Source organism: Bosea sp. (in: a-proteobacteria) (assembly GCF_023953965.1).
Lineage (GTDB): Bacteria > Pseudomonadota > Alphaproteobacteria > Rhizobiales > Beijerinckiaceae > Allobosea.
Genome location: NZ_JAMLIX010000001.1, coordinates 2,493,355 through 2,509,258, shown reverse-complemented (window position 1 = coordinate 2,509,258; position 15,904 = coordinate 2,493,355). Strand labels below are relative to the sequence as shown.

Annotated in this window: 13 protein-coding genes; 2 read left to right on the top strand and 11 right to left on the bottom strand. The window is 65.9% G+C overall.

Annotated features, from left to right (window positions below):
* Positions 1 to 21 precede the first annotated feature (21 nt).
* From M9917_RS11655 to M9917_RS11605, 11 genes are all read right to left on the bottom strand, one after another.
* Positions 22 to 759 carry an ABC transporter ATP-binding protein gene (locus M9917_RS11655; protein ID WP_297253833.1) on the bottom strand — a complete coding sequence of 246 codons (738 nt, stop codon included), beginning with the start codon at positions 757 to 759 and terminating at the stop codon, positions 22 to 24.
* The gene (locus M9917_RS11650) at positions 752 to 1,507 is read right to left on the bottom strand and encodes an ABC transporter ATP-binding protein (protein WP_297253831.1); all 756 of its coding nucleotides are present in this window, start codon (positions 1,505 to 1,507) and stop codon (positions 752 to 754) included. Before M9917_RS11650 ends, M9917_RS11655 begins: the two co-directional genes overlap by 8 nt.
* A 458-nt stretch (positions 1,508 to 1,965) precedes the next feature.
* Entirely contained in the window at positions 1,966 to 3,591 is a 1,626-nt protein-coding gene (locus tag M9917_RS11645; protein ID WP_297253829.1) for a thiamine pyrophosphate-requiring protein, read from the bottom strand.
* 91 nt (positions 3,592 to 3,682) lie between these two features.
* On the bottom strand, positions 3,683 to 4,456 hold the full coding sequence (locus M9917_RS11640) for an IclR family transcriptional regulator (protein ID WP_297253827.1): 774 nt from the start codon (positions 4,454 to 4,456) through the stop codon (positions 3,683 to 3,685).
* An 83-nt stretch (positions 4,457 to 4,539) separates the two neighbouring features.
* Complete coding sequence (locus M9917_RS11635) at positions 4,540 to 5,400, bottom strand: ABC transporter permease (RefSeq protein WP_297253825.1); 861 nt, start codon at positions 5,398 to 5,400, stop codon at positions 4,540 to 4,542.
* 4 nt (positions 5,401 to 5,404) lie between these two features.
* Complete coding sequence (locus M9917_RS11630; RefSeq protein ID WP_297253823.1) at positions 5,405 to 6,328, bottom strand: ABC transporter permease; 924 nt, start codon at positions 6,326 to 6,328, stop codon at positions 5,405 to 5,407.
* Between the two features lie 45 nt (positions 6,329 to 6,373).
* Positions 6,374 to 8,176, bottom strand: a complete 1,803-nt coding sequence (locus M9917_RS11625) for a hydantoinase B/oxoprolinase family protein (RefSeq protein ID WP_297253821.1) — start codon at positions 8,174 to 8,176, stop codon at positions 6,374 to 6,376.
* Positions 8,160 to 10,196 carry a hydantoinase/oxoprolinase family protein gene (locus M9917_RS11620; protein ID WP_297253819.1) on the bottom strand — a complete coding sequence of 679 codons (2,037 nt, stop codon included), beginning with the start codon at positions 10,194 to 10,196 and terminating at the stop codon, positions 8,160 to 8,162. The genes M9917_RS11625 and M9917_RS11620 overlap by 17 nt, the downstream gene beginning before the upstream one ends.
* 37 nt (positions 10,197 to 10,233) lie before the next feature.
* Positions 10,234 to 11,796: an ABC transporter substrate-binding protein gene (locus M9917_RS11615; protein WP_297254838.1), complete on the bottom strand. Its 1,563-nt coding sequence runs from the start codon at positions 11,794 to 11,796 to the stop codon at positions 10,234 to 10,236.
* 295 nt (positions 11,797 to 12,091) lie between these two features.
* The gene (locus tag M9917_RS11610; RefSeq protein WP_297253817.1) at positions 12,092 to 12,700 is read right to left on the bottom strand and encodes a helix-turn-helix transcriptional regulator; all 609 of its coding nucleotides are present in this window, start codon (positions 12,698 to 12,700) and stop codon (positions 12,092 to 12,094) included.
* 164 nt (positions 12,701 to 12,864) lie between these two features.
* Positions 12,865 to 13,638 carry a GntR family transcriptional regulator gene (locus tag M9917_RS11605; protein WP_297253815.1) on the bottom strand — a complete coding sequence of 258 codons (774 nt, stop codon included), beginning with the start codon at positions 13,636 to 13,638 and terminating at the stop codon, positions 12,865 to 12,867.
* A gap of 59 nt (positions 13,639 to 13,697) precedes the next feature.
* Between M9917_RS11605 and M9917_RS11600 the strand changes: the two genes are divergently transcribed.
* Together M9917_RS11600 and M9917_RS11595 are read left to right on the top strand one after the other, a co-directional pair.
* Positions 13,698 to 14,639 carry a PfkB family carbohydrate kinase gene (locus M9917_RS11600; protein ID WP_297253813.1) on the top strand — a complete coding sequence of 314 codons (942 nt, stop codon included), beginning with the start codon at positions 13,698 to 13,700 and terminating at the stop codon, positions 14,637 to 14,639.
* A 119-nt stretch (positions 14,640 to 14,758) separates the two neighbouring features.
* Positions 14,759 to 15,898 (top strand): helix-turn-helix transcriptional regulator, encoded by a 1,140-nt coding sequence (locus tag M9917_RS11595; protein WP_297253811.1) that lies wholly within the window; start codon positions 14,759 to 14,761, stop codon positions 15,896 to 15,898.
* Positions 15,899 to 15,904: the final 6 nt, after the last annotated feature.

Below are 15,904 nucleotides of genomic sequence, written 5' to 3'. Positions count from 1 at the left end.
GTTTAAAAACCAAAGGATAGACTAAACTCCAAGATAACCCTGAAGCTTGTTCAAGTTGCTATCAATCTCGTCATTCATGAACGTATCGACGATACGCCCTTCCTGAACGATGTAGTGCCTGTCGGCGACCGTTTGGGTGAACCTGAAGTTCTGCTCGACCAGTAGGATGGTAAAACCCTCCTTCTTCAGACGTTCGATCGTCTTTCCGATCTGCTGCACGATCACGGGAGCGAGGCCCTCGGTCGGCTCGTCGAGAAGCAGGAGCTTCGCGCCCGTGCGAAGAATGCGCCCCACCGCGAGCATCTGCTGCTCGCCTCCGGAAAGCTTGGTCCCGGGGCTTCTCCAGCGTTCCTTCAGGTTCGGAAACAGCTCGTAGACGACCTCGACCGACATGCCGCCCGGCTTGACCTGCGGCGGAAGCATCAGGTTTTCCAGGACGGTCAGGCTCGAGAAGATCCCCCGCTCCTCGGGAACGTAGCCCAGGCCCAGGCGAGCGATCTTGCGCGCCGGCAGCTCGATCGTCTCGACGCCGTCGAACCTGATCGAGCCCGATCGGCGGGCCAGGATCCCCATGATCGCCTTCATGGTCGTCGTCTTGCCCGCGCCATTGCGGCCGAGCAGGGTGACGACCTCTCCGGCGGGGACATCGAAGGAGACGCCGTGCAGGACGCGGCCTTCTCCATAGCCGCCGCGCAGCTCCTTCACCTGGAGGAGCGCCGCTGGCTCGGAAGCTGGGTTCATGGCGACGGCGTCAGGCATGGCCCGATCCGATATAGGCCTCGATGACACGCGGATCCTTGGAGACGGTCGCATAATCGCCCTGCGACAGAACGTTGCCCCGGGCGAGGACAGTGATGTAGTCCGAAAGCGAAGCGACCACCGAGAGGTTGTGCTCGACCATCAGGACGGTGCGGCTCGTGGCGACTTTCCGGATCAGCGATTCGATCAGGGTGATCTCTTCATGGCCGACCCCTGCCATCGGCTCGTCCATCAGCATGAGTTCGGGATCGAGAGCGAGCGTCGTGGCTATTTCCAAGGCCCGCTTGCGCCCATAAGGGAGCTCGATCGCGGACTTGTCCTTGACATCGGCGAGATTGACCGATTCCAGCAGCTCGATTGCTTTGTCGTTCAGCACGTTGAGCGTGTCCTGCGACCGCCAGAAATCGAAATTCTCACCGCGCTTTCTCTGAAGCGCGATCCGGACGTTCTCGAGCACGCTCATGTGGCTGAAGACGGCGGAGATCTGGAAGGAGCGAACGAGGCCCAGCCGCGCGACATCGGCCGGACGCATCTGCGTGATGTCACGCCCGTTGTAGGAAATCGCGCCGCGCGACGGCTGCAGGAATTTCGTCAACAGATTGAACAGCGTCGTCTTGCCGGCCCCGTTCGGGCCGATGAGGGCATGAATAGCGCCGCGGCGTACGTTGAGATCCACATTGTCGACGGCGCGAAAGCCCAGGAAATCCTTCCCAAGCCCCCGAGCCGCCAGGATGATGTCGTTCTGCATGCGCTACCCACGTCGATGAGAAGGACCGTTACCAGCCGTGTCCCATGGGGCAGAAACGTCGATCAGGGCTCACGATGCCGCGCCCGCGGCAGGAGTTGTGTTCGAAGTTCGGACTTGCCTGGACATGGGACGACAGCAGGCCGTTGCGGACCATGCGGGCATCCTCAGCAAAGCCGTCAGACAGCGCAAACGGCTTATCGGCTAATTTCAGTGAATGAAACGTGAGGCACGCGACCGGATAGCTGTCGGCCGGCCGTGGCGCTGCCGGGAGCAGCGGCGCAGCATCCTCGAAACGGAGCGCAAGGCGCGAAGGGTCGGGCGGGCTTTGCCGCATTCCTGTCCCGAGACCTTTTTCGCCCTCCGACCGGGAGGCGAAGGGTCTCGGCTGATTGTCGCGCGGGCCTCGTCCCCGAGGCCCGGCATCCGGCGGCCCGGCCGGCCGGCCGGGACGGTTCGTCCTATTTCGAAACGAGCGTCTCCTGTTTCGTGATGAACTCCAGAAGAACCGGCTTCCCCTGCTTGGTTTGTGCGATACCCCGCCGGATTGCCGGTATGATCTCCGCCGGATCGACGATCCTTTCGGCATAGGCGCCGAGCGACCTGGCCATATCCGCATAATTGCCGGTTATGACGTTGGCGCCGTACAGCTTGACCGCATTGGGGATGTTCTTGATCTCGGTCGCCATGCCGCCATTGTTGAGCAGGATCGACAGGACCGGAATCTTCTCGCGCGCGGCCGTTTCGAAATCCGTTCCGGTGAAGCCGATCGCCGCATCGCCCCAGACATTGATGCACAGCTTGTCCGGGCAGGCGAGCTTGGCGCCCATCGCCAGACCGAGCCCGTAGCCGAGCTGCGTGGTCTTGCCCCAGCCGATGAAGCTCAGCGGCTCGCGGCTCACCCAGAAGGGCGTCAGCTGATCGCGGGGACGGCCCGCATCGTTGGTGATGACCGTGTTTTCGTCCTGCGTCGCCGTCATCAGGTCCCAGATGACGCGATAGGGCGAGATCGGGGTTTCGTCCGACGTCAGATGCGGCAGCCATTTCGCCAGCCAGCGCTCGCGCGCATCCGCGATCCGCTTCTCCAGCTCCGCCCTGCCGGCGGGCTGGTGCCCCTTTTCCCGCAACAGGTCGATGATGGCGCGGATGGTGAGCGCCGCATCGCCGACGAGGCCGAGCTCGATGGCGATGTCCTTGTTCAGGTGATCGCTCTCGTTGGTCAGATGGATGATGCGCGGATCACGCGGCATGGGCACTGCGAAAAGAGTTTCCGTGAAGCTGCAGCCCAGGCCGATGACGAGGTCGGCGTCGTCCAGGAAATCCTTGACCGGCTCGGGAAAGCTGAAACCGCCCGAGCCCAGCGAGAGCACGTGGTCCTCGGGGAAAGCGCTCTTGCCGGGAAGGGTCGTCGCGACGGGCGCCGGGATCAGCTCCGCGAGTTCGCGCAGCTCCGGCCACGCCTTCGCATAATGGATGCCCTGCCCCGCATAGATGACGGGGTTCTTCGCACTCATGATCAGTTCGACCGCGCGCGCGACATCCTTGCCGTCCGCCGTCGAGCGATGCCGGGCGATCGGCCTGTGGCGGGGCGGCTCGTCGACATCGGTCGCCCACAGATCGGCCGGCACCTCGATCAGCACCGGCCCGCCGCGCCCGTTCTTCAGCTTGCTGACGGAGCGGCGCAGCACGTCCGCGATCGCCGCCGGGTCGTGCAGCGCCTCGGCGGATTTGGTGACGTCGCGCATGCTGACCGCGGAGCTGAAATTCGGATCGACACCCGCCATCTTCCGCGAATAGCCCATCGGCACCACCAGCACCGGCACCGATTCCGCATAGGCCTGGGCCACTGCGCCATAGGCGTTCTCGGCGCCCGGCCCGTATTGCATGGCGAAGACCCCGAAGCGGTCCCCCGAGCTCATCCGGGAATAGGCATCCGCCATGTGCAGGCCGGTCCGCTCCTGCCTGACGACGATCGGCCGGATGCCCAGAAGAGCGGCCTCGTCGATCAGCTTGTTGGTCGGATAGCAGAAAATATACTCGACGCCCTCGCGCTTGAGCGTGGCTGCGATGACCTGCCCGACATTCATGTTCCTCTCCTCTCAAGGCCTGCTGTTTCTCGATTTCGGACGCTCCCCTCCGCGCGCGACGGCCGGTGCGCCCTTCTGCGGTTCGGTTCGCTCATAGGTTCGACAGCGAATGCGCGACGCCGCGCAGCAACGGAACGAAATCGTTGACGACGTCCTCGGGCTTGCGCCGCAATGTCGAGCAACCGATACTGACGGCGCCGATCGCGCGATTATGCGAGACGATCGGACAGGCCACCGACATGTCGTTCGGAAAAATTTCTTCGACCGTCAGCGCATAGCTTTCTTTTCCAACGCGATCGATCCGCTTCATGATGCCCGGGACGGTGTAGTTTTCGTCGAGCCGAACGCTCTCCAGAATGGCCAGGACCTCCGGCTGCGGCATCTGCGACATGATCGAAAGGCCGGGCGCCGTCCGGTAGGACGGCAGGCGGGAGCCGACCATGATGTCGGTATTGAGGATGTGGGACCCCACGATCCGCGAGACATAGACGGTATCGGCACCGTCGAGGACGCAGAGATTGACCGTCTCATCCGTTTTCTGCCGCAGGTGGACGAGGTAGGGGAAAGCCTTGCTCACGAGTTGATGCGTGCGCAGATACGCGTGCGAGAGCTCGAGAACCTTCAGGGAGATCCCGCATTTTCTGGTTTCGGGGTCCCTTTCGAGATATCCGATACGTTCGAGCGTATGCACGAACCTTTGCACCGTGCTCTTGTCATAGCCGGTGATCTCGCACAGCTGCGCAAGCCCGAGATTGCCGCCCGGCTGCTTGAACGCCTCGAGGATATGAAACGCCTTGGCAAGCGAGCGCACGAAGAGGGGATCGTCATCCCCCGATGCGTCGGCTTCGGCACGCGCTTTCTTCATGTCCTTGCTCAATTTTCTCGATCCCGGCTTCTTAATCTTGCGATTGCAAAGAATATTCGATGTATAATTTTGAATTAAACCGCTTATCCGCTCCTCTTCGCATCGATCCAGTCCCTCACCCCGTCGCCGAGCAGGCCGAAGCCGAGGCCGGTCAGGAACAGGAGCGCGCCCGGATAGAACAGGAGCTCCGGCTTCATGTATGAAAACTCCTTGGCGTCGGCGATCATCAGGCCCCATTCGGCCGTCGGTGGCTGGACGCCGAGGCCGAGGAAATTCAGGGCGGCGCCGGTCAGGATGTTCGCGCCGATCCTCAAGGTGCCGATCGTCACGATGAGCGGAAGTATGTTCGGGAGGATATAGCGCCAGGTCAGTCTTCCGATCCTGACGCCGATCGCGGCAGCCGCCTCGAAATAGACCTGTGTCTGGATCTGACGCACGGCGTTGTAGGATGATCTTGCGAAGATCGGAATGCTGTAGCACCCCAGCGCGATGATCAGGGCCGTCAGGCTCTGGCCTAGGATCGTGACGAAGATCACCGCCTGGACGATACCGGGAATGGCCAGCAAGGCATCCACCAGCCGCAGGAACGCGCTGCGGAGTGCGCCTTTCGACAGCGCCGCGGCAATGCCGAACGCGCATCCGACGACGAGCCCCACCAGCATGCTCGCGATCCCGATGACGAGCGACAGCCGCCCTCCCGCGATCAGGCGGGCGAGAATGTCGCGCCCTTGCTGATCGGCCCCGAGCGGATGCTGCCAGGAACTGCCGGCCAGGGAATCGATCAGCGATTGCTCGAGCGGATCGACCCTCCACAGCAAGGGGCCCAGCAAGGGGAAGGCGAGAAGCAGCAGCACGATCAGCGAGCCGATCACCAGGGTCGGCGGTGGGCTGGCGGAACGCCTCGCAGCGCCCGGGCGTGCCAGCCAGGGTGGGAGGTATCTCATGCCTTCACCGGCCCTCGCCGCTCTTCAGCCGCGGGTCGATCACCGAAACCAGCAGGTCGATCAGCAGGTTCAAGATGGTGATGCCGACGCCGAAGGTCAGCACCAGGAACTGGATCACCGGATAATCCCTGAGCAGCAGCGAGCGGATCATCAGCCGCCCGAGCCCCGGCCAGTTGAAGATGGTCTCGGTCACGACCGCGCCGCCGAGCAGCAGCCCGAACTGGAGGCCGACGATCGTCACGACGGGGACCGCCGCATTGCGCATGACATGGATCGTCATCACCCGCCACGGCCGCGCGCCTTTCGCGCGCGCGGTGCGGATGTAGTCGGAGGCGAGCTCGTCGACCACGCTCGTGCGGACGAGGCGCGCGATGATGCCGAACTGGGATGTCGCGAGCACGATCGCGGGCAGGATCGCATGCCGCCAGGAGGAGGCCCCGGAAGACGGCAGCAGCCCGAGGCGCACCGACAGGTAATCGATCAGGACCAGCGCCAGCCAGAACGCCGGTATCGACGCAATCCCCACCGAGCCGGCGGTGACGAGCGCATCGACGAAGGTTCCGCGATGGATCGCGGCGGCGAAGCCGGCGGGAACCGCGAAGACCAGCGCCAGGAGAAGGCTGATCGCCACCAGCGACACCGTATAGGGCAGCGCATCCGCGACCTCCAGCACCACCGGCCGGCCGGAAACGATCGAGTTACCGGAATCCAGATGCAGGACATTAGACAGGTAGACGAAATACTGGCGCCAGACCGGAAGATCGAAGCCGAGCTGCCTGCGCACCTCCTCGACCTGCTCCTGCGATCCGGAAACGCCCACGAGGAGCCTCACAGGATCGCCCGGCGCGAGCCGGATCATGAAGAAGACCAGCGTGAAGAGGATGAGAAGGCTCAGAATGCTGTCGCGCGTCAGGGCAAGTTTATGCATCGCCCCTCCTCCGCCCCAGATCGCCTCCGCGCCTCCCCGCCTGCATCATGCGCCTTCGCCGCGGGCTTCGTAGCGCCTGCGCTCCTCGCCGAAGTCGAAGTGCTCCGCCTTGGGCCGCACGGCCGACGAACGCAGCCTCTGCGTCGCGGCGGGATCGACCCGTCCGTCGACGATCACGACCCCGTAGCTCTCGGCGGCCTTCTGCGCGCTCACCAGGCCGTTCTCGAATTCGCCGAGCACCTTGTCCGCAGGGCGCGCGAACGGGTCGCCGAGCCCGCCCCCGCCGGGAGAGACGACCGACAGCGTGTCGCCCGGCGCGAATTTCAGAACGGAAACGGCATCCAGCCGCACCTCCCTGTTGGTGCCCTCGTTGACGATGACCTGGCCGAGCGCGCCGGCCTCGCCGCCCTCGACGCCCCACGCGCGGAACTGGAAGCGCTGCAAGCCCCGGATCGTGACGGTCGCGTCGCTCAGGAACTCCACCGCGACCTTGGTTCCGTGCCCGCCGCGATGGCGGCCGGCGCCCCCCGTATCGACGGCGTAGGCATATTCGCGAAACAGCACGGACAGCTCGTGCTCGAGCAGCTCGACGGGGATGTTGCGCAGATACCAGGACACCATCTCGTTGCTGTCGTAGCCGTCGGAGCCGGGGCGGGCGCCGCAGCCGCCGAACAGGGCCTGGCCGACATTGATCGCGTTGTCGCCGGTGATCGGATCGGCCGTGGCGATCAGCATCACCCCGGTCGATCCGGGCCCGGAGCTGGGCAGGATGCCCTGCAAGGCCCGCCCGAGCGCGCCGAATATCATGTAATAGACCCGGAAGAAGGTCGCGACCCGCGCGCCGCAGGCCGCGTTCGGCTTCGGATTGACGATGCTGCCCTTCGGCGCCTTGACCTTGACCGGCCGGACGAGCCCGCTGTTCCAGGCGATGGCGGGGTCGGTGGTCTGGAAGAAGTCCATGAAGGCGCGGGTCAACCCCCAGTCGCCGGTCTGGGAATGGCTGTAGACGTTGTAGGCGGCCGCGACCTCCGGCGGGAACCGGCCGAAATCGAGGGTGACTTCCTCGTCCTCGACCACCACGTCGAGCGACAGCTTGATCGGATCGCCCTGGACGAGGCCGTCGATGTAATCGTCGAAGCGGTAGGTCCCGTTGGGGATGGTACGGATGATCGACCTGGCGCGCGCTTCGGAGATCGACAGGAGCTTTTCCGTCACGACCTTGAATTCGTCGATGCTGTACGCGCTGATGAAGTCCAGGAGCTTGCTCTCGAAGATCGACAGCGAGCCGAGAAGCGCCGTGGCGTCGCCCCAGATCTGCTTGGGGACACGCGAATTGGCGATGATGATCTCGCGGATGCTGTCGTTGAACACGCCCTCCGAGACGATCTTCACCGGCGGGATCTTCACGCCCTCCTGGAACAGGTCGGTCGATGTCGGGGTGATGCTGCCGGGAACCGCCCCGCCGACATCGCTGACATGCACGAAGCCCAGCGCATAGCAGGCCACCTCGCCGTCGAGAAAGACCGGTTTCCAGAAGAACAGGTCGTTCAGATGGGTGGCCATGTACGACGTGTTCGGGTCGTTGCTGATGAAGATATCGCCGGGCTTGACCGAGGGTTTGGTCTCGAGCCACTTCCGCAGCGACATGCCCAGGCGCTTGGCCCCGATCTCCCTGGGCGAGGACACGATCTCTCCCTCGCTCGTCATCAGCAGCGCCGCGATGTCCCAGGTTTCCTTGACGAAGGTCGAATGGGCGGCCCTCAGGATGTTTTCGGCGAATTCCGAGGTCAGGGCGAGCAGCCTGCTGTTCAGAATCTGGAGATGAACCGCGTCAGACCAGTTTTTCATGACGATCCCCCACGACGTTCAGATAGGAATCGACGGTGATGTCGAAGCCGGCGGTGACGAATATCGTCGTGTCTTCCTGGTCGATCAGCAGCGGCCCGCGCATCTCGTGCCCGGCCCTGAGGTTCGCGCGGTCGACGTAAGGGATCTCCGTCCACTGGCCGTCCGTGTAGACGGCGCGGACGCCGTCGGGAGAAAAGGGGCGCGGCTGCACCGGCCCCTTGAGCTCCACCTTCCGCCTGACGCCGATCGAGCGCACCACGATGGAGATCAGCTCGATCGACACGGCCGGGTCGGCATAGCCGTAGCGGGCGGCATGGGCGGCGTGGAAGAGCTCCTTCAGCCGCTCCCGGCCGACCCTGCCGGGCGGCAGGACGATCTCCAGCTCGAAGGACTGCCCGTGATAGCGCATCAGCGCGAGGCGCTCGATCGCGGTGGATTCGACGGCGATGTTCTGGCCGGCGATCCTGTCGGTCGCCGCCGTCGCCATGGTGCGCAGCATGTCGTCGAAGTCCTGCTCGTCGATCCCGTCGACCAGGCTGTCGATCCGCCTCGGAACGTCGAAGCGCAGATCGGCTACCAGCGTCCCCAGCGCGCAGAGCAGGCCCGGATAGCGCGGCACCACCACGCGGCGGATCCCGGCCGAGCGTGCGTAGAGGAAGCACTGCGTCGGGCCGGCGCCGCCATAGGCGAGCAGCGCGTATTCGTCCGGATCGATCCCGTATCGCGCCAGGAAAGGCATGCATTTGGCCTGGATCTGGGCCGTCGCCACCTCCAGCACCGCCTCGGCCGTCGTCAGCGGATCGAGCGAAAGCCGCTCGCCGAGGGCGGAGAGCGCGCTCAGCGATTTCTCGCGGTCGAGCGTGATCGCCTTGTCGGCGAATCTGCCGGCATCGATGATGCCGAGCGCCAGATAGGCATCGGTCAGGGTCGGCTCGGTTCCGCCGCGGCCGTAGCAGGCCGGCCCGGGAAGCGCGCCGGCGCTGCGCGGCCCGACATGCAGCATCCCGACCGCGTCGACCGAGGCGATCGATCCGCCGCCCGCCCCGACCGAGAAGACGTCCACGCTGGGCAGGAACAGCGGGTGCGCGCCGACTTGCGCCTCTTCCGTATAGGGTATGCGCCCGCCGATCACCGAGACGTCGAGGCTCGTCCCGCCCATGTCCCAGGTCAGGATCTTGTCGAAGCCCGCCTGCTTTGCGTAGTGATGCGCCGCGACGACCCCCGCCGCCGGGCCCGACAGCATCGTCTGCACCGGATAATCGGCCGCCGTCTCGATGTTGAAGACGCCGCCATCCGATTTGGTGAGAAGGATTTGCGCGCCGACGCCGGCCGCCTTGGCCTTCGTCCGCAGCGCCATGAGATAGTCGCGCATCCTCTCGCCCACATAGCTGTTCATCACAGCCGCCGTGAAACGCTCGAACTCGCGCGGGCGCGGCGAGATATCCGAGGAGATCGTGACGAGCAGGCCAGGCAGCGCGGCGCCCAGCGCCTCCTTGATCCGGCGCTCGTGCACCGGGTTCTTGTAAGCATGCAGGAGGCAGACCGCGATCGCCTTGACGCCGTGCTCGCGCACGAGCGCGTGCGCCGCCTCGACGGCGCCATCGAGGTCGAGGGCGCGCACCACCTCGCCCTTGACGTTGAGGCGCTCGTCGATCTCGCGCACGTTGCGCCGCTGCACCAGCGGCCGCGGCAGGGGCCCGTTGAGGTTGGTCGGATTGGGAAACCGGGCCCGGCCGATGAACAGGGAATCGCGAAATCCCCTGGTCACCAGGACGCCGACATCCGCGCCGTTCTCCTCGATCACGGTATTGGTGGCGATCGTGGTGCCGTGGCCGAAATGGACGATCTCGCAGTCCTCATCCACGACGCGCTCCCGCAACTGGGAGAACCCGTCGAGAACCGCGATGTCAGGCGAATCGGACCTGGTCGCGACCTTCTTCAGAAGAACATCACCGTTATCGAGCACCATCACGCAGTCGGTAAAGGTTCCTCCGACATCCACGCCAAAGACCGCTTTCATCGAAATTGCGCCTCCATCTCACCCGGTATCGATCCAGTTACTTTTTCTCGATATTATTCAGCGAGTGATATTCGGCAGGCGAATACTCAACCCCGGAGAGGCCTTTCTTATATCCGACGATATAATTCGGTATCACCATATAGATCGCCGGAACGTCCGCATAGATTTTCCCGACCGCTTCCGCAATGAGGGCCTTGCGCTTGGTCACGTCGAATTCGTTTTGAATATCCTTGCAATACTTCGCCATCTCCGGATTGTCGTACTTGCCGAAGTTGAAGCTGTTTCCCGGAGCGTAGACGCCGCAGATCATCCATCCGCCATCCCCGGTCGGAGAGCTCCAGGCCATCTGGACCAGGCCCGTGCCGGTCTTGGAAGCCTCCTGAGCGGCCGGGAAGAAGACGGCGAACTCCTCGAGCTGCAGCGTGGCGGGAACCCCGATCCGCTTGAGATAGGCCAGCACGACCTCGGCGAGTTGGCTGTCCTTCTGATAGCGGCCGCGGCTCGCGAGCAGGCGCAGCGTCGGGAAGGGCTGGCCGTCCTTCTCGAGGACGCCCGCCGCGTTCAGCTTCCAGCCCGCCTCCTCGAGCAGCTTCTTGGCGAGCGCGGGATCGTATGTGTAGGCGCTGCCCGGCGCATAGCCGAACATGCCGGGCGTGATCGCGGCATCGACCACCGTGGCGGCGCCGAGATAGACCGACTTGACGATCTGCTCCCGGTCGATCGCGTGGTTCAGCGCCTTGCGCACGCGGATGTCCTGGAAGGCGGGGTGCGCCATCGGCAGCGCGACCATGAAGAAGCGGTCGCCCTCGATCATCGCGACGTCGTGGCCGTCGCTCGCCTTGACCCGGCCCTGCCCCTCGGGCGAGACGTAGAAATCGAGGTCGACCTCGTCGCTCAATAGCGAGGCGAGGCGCGTCTGGGCGTCGGCACGCGCGAGGATCTCCATCGCCCCGACCCGCGCCTTCGGACCCCAATAGCCGTCGAACCTTTCGAGCTTCAGCTCATCGGGAAGCCGGAAGCTCGCGATCTTGAAAGGGCCGGTCCCGGCGCCGGGATGGCGGCCGAGCTCGCTGCCCCATTGCTCCAGCGTCCGGGGGCTGACGATGCTCGCCACCTGATGGGTCAGCCCGCCGAGCAGCCCGTTGAACGGCGCCTTGGTCTCGATGGTGACGGTGAAGGGGTCGACGGCCTTGACGGCCTTGATCGGCCCGAGATTCTGCCGCAGCGGGATCACCGCATTGGGGTCCAGAACACGGGCGAAGGTGCGCTCGACGGCGGCGGCATTGAAGGGCTCGCCGTCGTGGAACCTGACATCCCGCCGCAGATTGAAGGTCCAGACGGTCTTGCTCTCGTCGACCGACCAGGACGTCGCCAGAAGCCCTTCGAAGCTGCCGTCCGCATTGCGCTTCACCAGCTGCTCGAAAACCGTCCTCAGGACGGCGCCCGACAGATTGGCGGTGATCTTGGCGGGATCGAGCGTATCGATCGTCGAGGCGATCGCGACCCGCGCCGTTGTTGCCTTGCTCTCCTGCGCCGCTACCCCGCCCGCCTGCATTTGCAGCAAGGACAGCGCGACCGCCGTCACGATTCCAATGCGCATCACGATGGCCCTCCCGGTTTTGATTTTACGTATTTTATTACAATACTTAGAATTATTTTCAGAGTTTCAGATATCGAATTTTCTGTCAACATCATTCGGCGCAGCCCTCCGCGCGGGGGCAGCCGGCGGGCCCTTGTCTCGAAACCGGGATTTTTCAAGCGAGCCGGAAGGCGCGCGCGGCGTGTCGCCGGCGGATGCGCGGCGATGGCTGTTTCGGCGCGGTATTGCGGCGACGCGCCGCGAGCCTCAGCCTGCCAATATGCGACGTGTGGGGGCGCTGGCGGGGCGCGCTGCCTCAGCGCGCTTGCGCGACATAGATCGCGACGAAGCGGACGAGCTCGCTCTGCCGGGCCGTGCCGGTCTTGGCGAAGAGGCGCTGCAGATGCGTCCGGGCCGTGGTCGTCGCGATGCCCAGCCGCCGGGCGGCGGTGATGGTATCGAGCCCTTCGGCCATCAGGGCGAGCATCCGCTCCTCCGTCGGCGTCAGGCCGCAGGCCTCGCCGACCCGGGCGATGTTGCGGTCGATGGCGCTTTCCGGATCGTCCACCGTCAGCACGAACAATCCGATGCTCGCCAGATGGACGGCATCCACCGCGATCTGCCGCCCGCTGCCGAGCGACAGCGGCAGCCGCGTCTCGCCGGCGGCAGCCCCGTTGCGGCAGCGCTTCAGCCAGAGCGTGAGCCGCGCCATGAACTCCTTGTCGCGCGCCGTGAAGCGTTCGCCGCCGCCGAGCCCGTCGCGGGCGAGCGCCGCAGCGCCGCAATTGCCGAAGTGCAGGTTCAGCGCGGCATCGATGACGAAGACCGGCCTGGAACCGCGCCCGAAGGCGTCCGGCGCGATGTCGGGGCGCGGGAGGAAGGGGGTGAAGCTGGCCCCGCCGGGGATCGAAACCTGAAAAGACATCGCAATATCCATCCCTGCACCTGCAATCCACGGATCGCTGCGCCGTCTCGCCGGAGAAACAGGATGCCGGCCGGATGCAGCCCCGTTGCCTTTTGGTCGCGCCGGGCCGCGGGCGGGTTCAAGGCACGCGTCGTTTTTGGACTGCTATTGGAACTTCGCCGGCTTCAGGCCCGCAGCGTCAGCCGGTAGCTGTAGCTGTCGCCGCGGAACAGGCCCTCGACATATTCGAGCATGTCGCCGTCGGCACCGTAGCTGCGCCGCTTGATCAGGAGGCAGGGCACGGGCGTCTCGAAACCGAAGATGGGGCGTTCCGCCTCCGTCGGCGCCGCCGCCTCGATGGTCTGGTCGCAGCGCATCAGCGGCAGGCCGAGCGCGGCGAGCCGGGCATAGACAGAGCCCGAGAGATCGCCCTCGGCGAGCGCCGGCGCGCGCTCCAGATTGTACCACGCCACCTCACGCGACATCGGGATGCCGTCGCCGGAGCGGATGCGGACGAGCTTGAGGAAGCGCACATGCGCGGGGCGGCCGAAGATCGCGGCGATCGCGGGGTCGGCGGCCACCACCCGCTCGACGATCTGCGACGACGGCACGCGGCCGAGCTCGCGCATCTCCTCGGTGAAGCCCTTGAGCCTGTCCATGCCGGGATGCAGGCGCGGGCCGGCGCCCTGGACGATCGAGCCCAGGCGCCCCTGCGCGCTGAGCAGCTTGCGTTCGCGCAAGGCGTTGTAGGAGCGCTGCACGGTGGCGCGGCTGAGGCCGAGGCGCTCGGCGAGCTGGCGTTCGGCCGGCAGGGTGGTGCCCGGCGGCAGCGTCCCGTCGCCGATCAGCTGCAGGAGCTGGTCCTCGAGCTGCTGGTAGAGCGGCTTGGCGGTGTCGCTGCGCAGTTCCAGCAGATTCTGGAAAGGCGGCTTTGGAAGAGGCTGCTTAGGCACTGTCATCGTTGGCATGAGCGTGACACAACCTGCTTAGCAATTCGAGACCGGGACGATCAAACCCCATGACCGGCAAGCCCATTTTCGTGCTCGGCAGCTTCGTCGTCTCCTGCTCGGCGAAGGTCGCCCGTTTCCCGCAGCCCGGCGAATCGCTTTCCGCCGAGATCGTGACGATCGAGGCCGGCGGCAAGGGGCTGAACCACGCGATCATGGCACGCCGCCTCGACGCCACCGTCGATGGCCTCATCGCCGTCGGCGACGACCTCGCCGCCGCCTTCGCCCAGCCTGCGCTCGAACGGATCGGGCTGCCGGCGTCGATGCTGGTGCGGCTTGCGGGGCGCACGGGCGCCGGCGTCGGCTTCACCGATGCGGGCGGCGAAACCTGCCTCGCCGTCGCCTCCGGCGCCAATCTTGCCCTCTCGGCCGGGCATGTCCGCGAACGGGCCCCGGCCATCGCCGCCGCCGCGCTGGTGACGGCCCAGTTCGAGATCGGAGACGGCGCGATCGCGGCGGCCTTCGCGCTCGCCCGGCGGGCCGGCGTCGAGACCCTGCTCAACCCCTCGCCCTTCCGGGCGATCGCGCCCGCCATCCTGGCGGCGACCTCGATCCTGATCGTCAACGAGACCGAGGCGGAAAGCCTCGCCGCCGCGCTCGGCCTCGCCCCGGAGAAGGCGGCGACTCCGCAGGGCTTCGTCGCGAAGCTCGGCCCGGCGCTGCTGGAGCGGGGCCCGCGGCTCGTCGTCCTGACGCGCGGTGCGGCCGGCGCGATCGCCGCCAGTGCGCAGGCAGCGCCCGTCATGCAGCCGGGATTTGCCGTCGAGGCGGTCGATTCGCTCGGCGCGGGCGATGCCTTCGCGGCGACGCTCGGCGTCGGGCTGGCGGCGGGACACCCCCTGCCCGAAGCCCTGCGCGCCGCCGCGGCGGCAGGCGCCCTGACGACGACGCGGCACGGCGTCCTCGACGCACTGCCCGATGCCGCCGCCGTCGCCGCCCTGGTCCGGCGCTGAGGCTGCGCCGGCCGGTCGGCGGCCATTGGATTGTTTTTGGACTTTTCGGAATCTTCGCATCCTGCTAATTTCGAGCAAGCGCACGCCCGTGCGCCTGCCTTGGCCTGACGGGATTCCTCATGCCGCGCCCCGATGTCGACACCGTCATGTCCGCGATCGACCAGTTGCTTGCCGGCGTGATGGACGACGGGCAGATGCAGGCCGCCGCCGAAACGATGCGGCAGCTCTTCAACGGCTCGAAAGCCTGCTTCGCCGGCTTCGGTCCCAGCCGCGACGACTGGGCGGCCTATGCGACCGACCCCGACGCTGCGCTGCAGGAGCGCTGCTTCGGCGAACTCTCCGCCGACTTCATCGAGATGGGCAATGCGGTGCGCGGCATCCCGCTCGGCGTGATCTACCGCGACCACGACGTGCTCGGCGCGGAAACCCTGCGCAATTCGCGTGTCTGGCAGGAATGGATGCGCCCGCAGGACATGTATGGCGGCCTCGCCTGCCGCCTCGCCGAGAACGGCGCCGCCTTCTGGTTCTTCGACGTGCAGCGCGGCCGACGGCAGGAGGGCTTCGATGCCGAGGACGCCGCCCTGCTGGAGAAGCTCTATCCGGTGCTGCGGCGGGTCGTCGAACTGCGCCGCCATATCGGCCGGGTGACGATCCAGCGCGACGAGGCGCGCAGCGCGTTGGACCGGATCGCGATGGGGATCGCGATCCTCGATCCGGACATGCGGATCATCTATGCCAACGAAGGCGCCGACGAGATCCTGTCCGATCCCGACAGCGCCGCCGGCCTGCATCAGGGGCGGCTCTTCGCGCGCCGTCCGGCCGACCAGCGCCAGCTCAGGCGGCTGGTCGACGTGACCTTGCGCAGCGCGCAGGACCCGTTTGGAACCCATCAGGCCAGCATGATCCTGCATGGCGAGGACGGCGCTCATTCACTCTCGGCCTGCGCCATGCCGGCGCCGCGCTCAGCTGTCCAGGCGCACGCCGCCGGCAAGGTGCTGATCGCGCTCAGGCGGCTGGAGACCGCGACCAACCTCGTCGCCTGCGCGCGCCAGCTCTTCGACCTGACCGATACCGAAGCCAAATTCGCCTCCGCGCTGGCGAGCGGATCTTCGCTGACGGAGGCCGCCGAAGCGCAAGGTGTCCGGATCTCGACCGCGCGCACACATCTGGCGCGCATCTTCCAGAAGACGAACACCCGTCAGCAAAGCCAGCTCGTTTCACTGCTGCGCAGCGCGGCGCTTCCCCTTCGACCGCGCTGAAGCCTG

Bases quoted from the DNA above. Each gene is read 5' to 3' on its own strand.
- M9917_RS11655 (WP_297253833.1), bottom strand. From the start codon at position 759: ATGCCTGACGCCGTCGCCATGAACCCAGCTTCCGAGCCAGCGGCGCTC.
- M9917_RS11650 (WP_297253831.1), bottom strand. From the start codon at position 1,507: ATGCAGAACGACATCATCCTGGCGGCTCGGGGGCTTGGGAAGGATTTC.
- M9917_RS11645 (WP_297253829.1), bottom strand. From the start codon at position 3,591: ATGAATGTCGGGCAGGTCATCGCAGCCACGCTCAAGCGCGAGGGCGTC.
- M9917_RS11640 (WP_297253827.1), bottom strand. From the start codon at position 4,456: ATGAAGAAAGCGCGTGCCGAAGCCGACGCATCGGGGGATGACGATCCC.
- M9917_RS11635 (WP_297253825.1), bottom strand. From the start codon at position 5,400: ATGAGATACCTCCCACCCTGGCTGGCACGCCCGGGCGCTGCGAGGCGT.
- M9917_RS11630 (WP_297253823.1), bottom strand. From the start codon at position 6,328: ATGCATAAACTTGCCCTGACGCGCGACAGCATTCTGAGCCTTCTCATC.
- M9917_RS11625 (WP_297253821.1), bottom strand. From the start codon at position 8,176: ATGAAAAACTGGTCTGACGCGGTTCATCTCCAGATTCTGAACAGCAGG.
- M9917_RS11620 (WP_297253819.1), bottom strand. From the start codon at position 10,196: ATGAAAGCGGTCTTTGGCGTGGATGTCGGAGGAACCTTTACCGACTGC.
- M9917_RS11615 (WP_297254838.1), bottom strand. From the start codon at position 11,796: ATGCGCATTGGAATCGTGACGGCGGTCGCGCTGTCCTTGCTGCAAATG.
- M9917_RS11610 (WP_297253817.1), bottom strand. From the start codon at position 12,700: ATGTCTTTTCAGGTTTCGATCCCCGGCGGGGCCAGCTTCACCCCCTTC.
- M9917_RS11605 (WP_297253815.1), bottom strand. From the start codon at position 13,638: ATGACAGTGCCTAAGCAGCCTCTTCCAAAGCCGCCTTTCCAGAATCTG.
- M9917_RS11600 (WP_297253813.1), top strand. From the start codon at position 13,698: ATGACCGGCAAGCCCATTTTCGTGCTCGGCAGCTTCGTCGTCTCCTGC.
- M9917_RS11595 (WP_297253811.1), top strand. From the start codon at position 14,759: ATGCCGCGCCCCGATGTCGACACCGTCATGTCCGCGATCGACCAGTTG.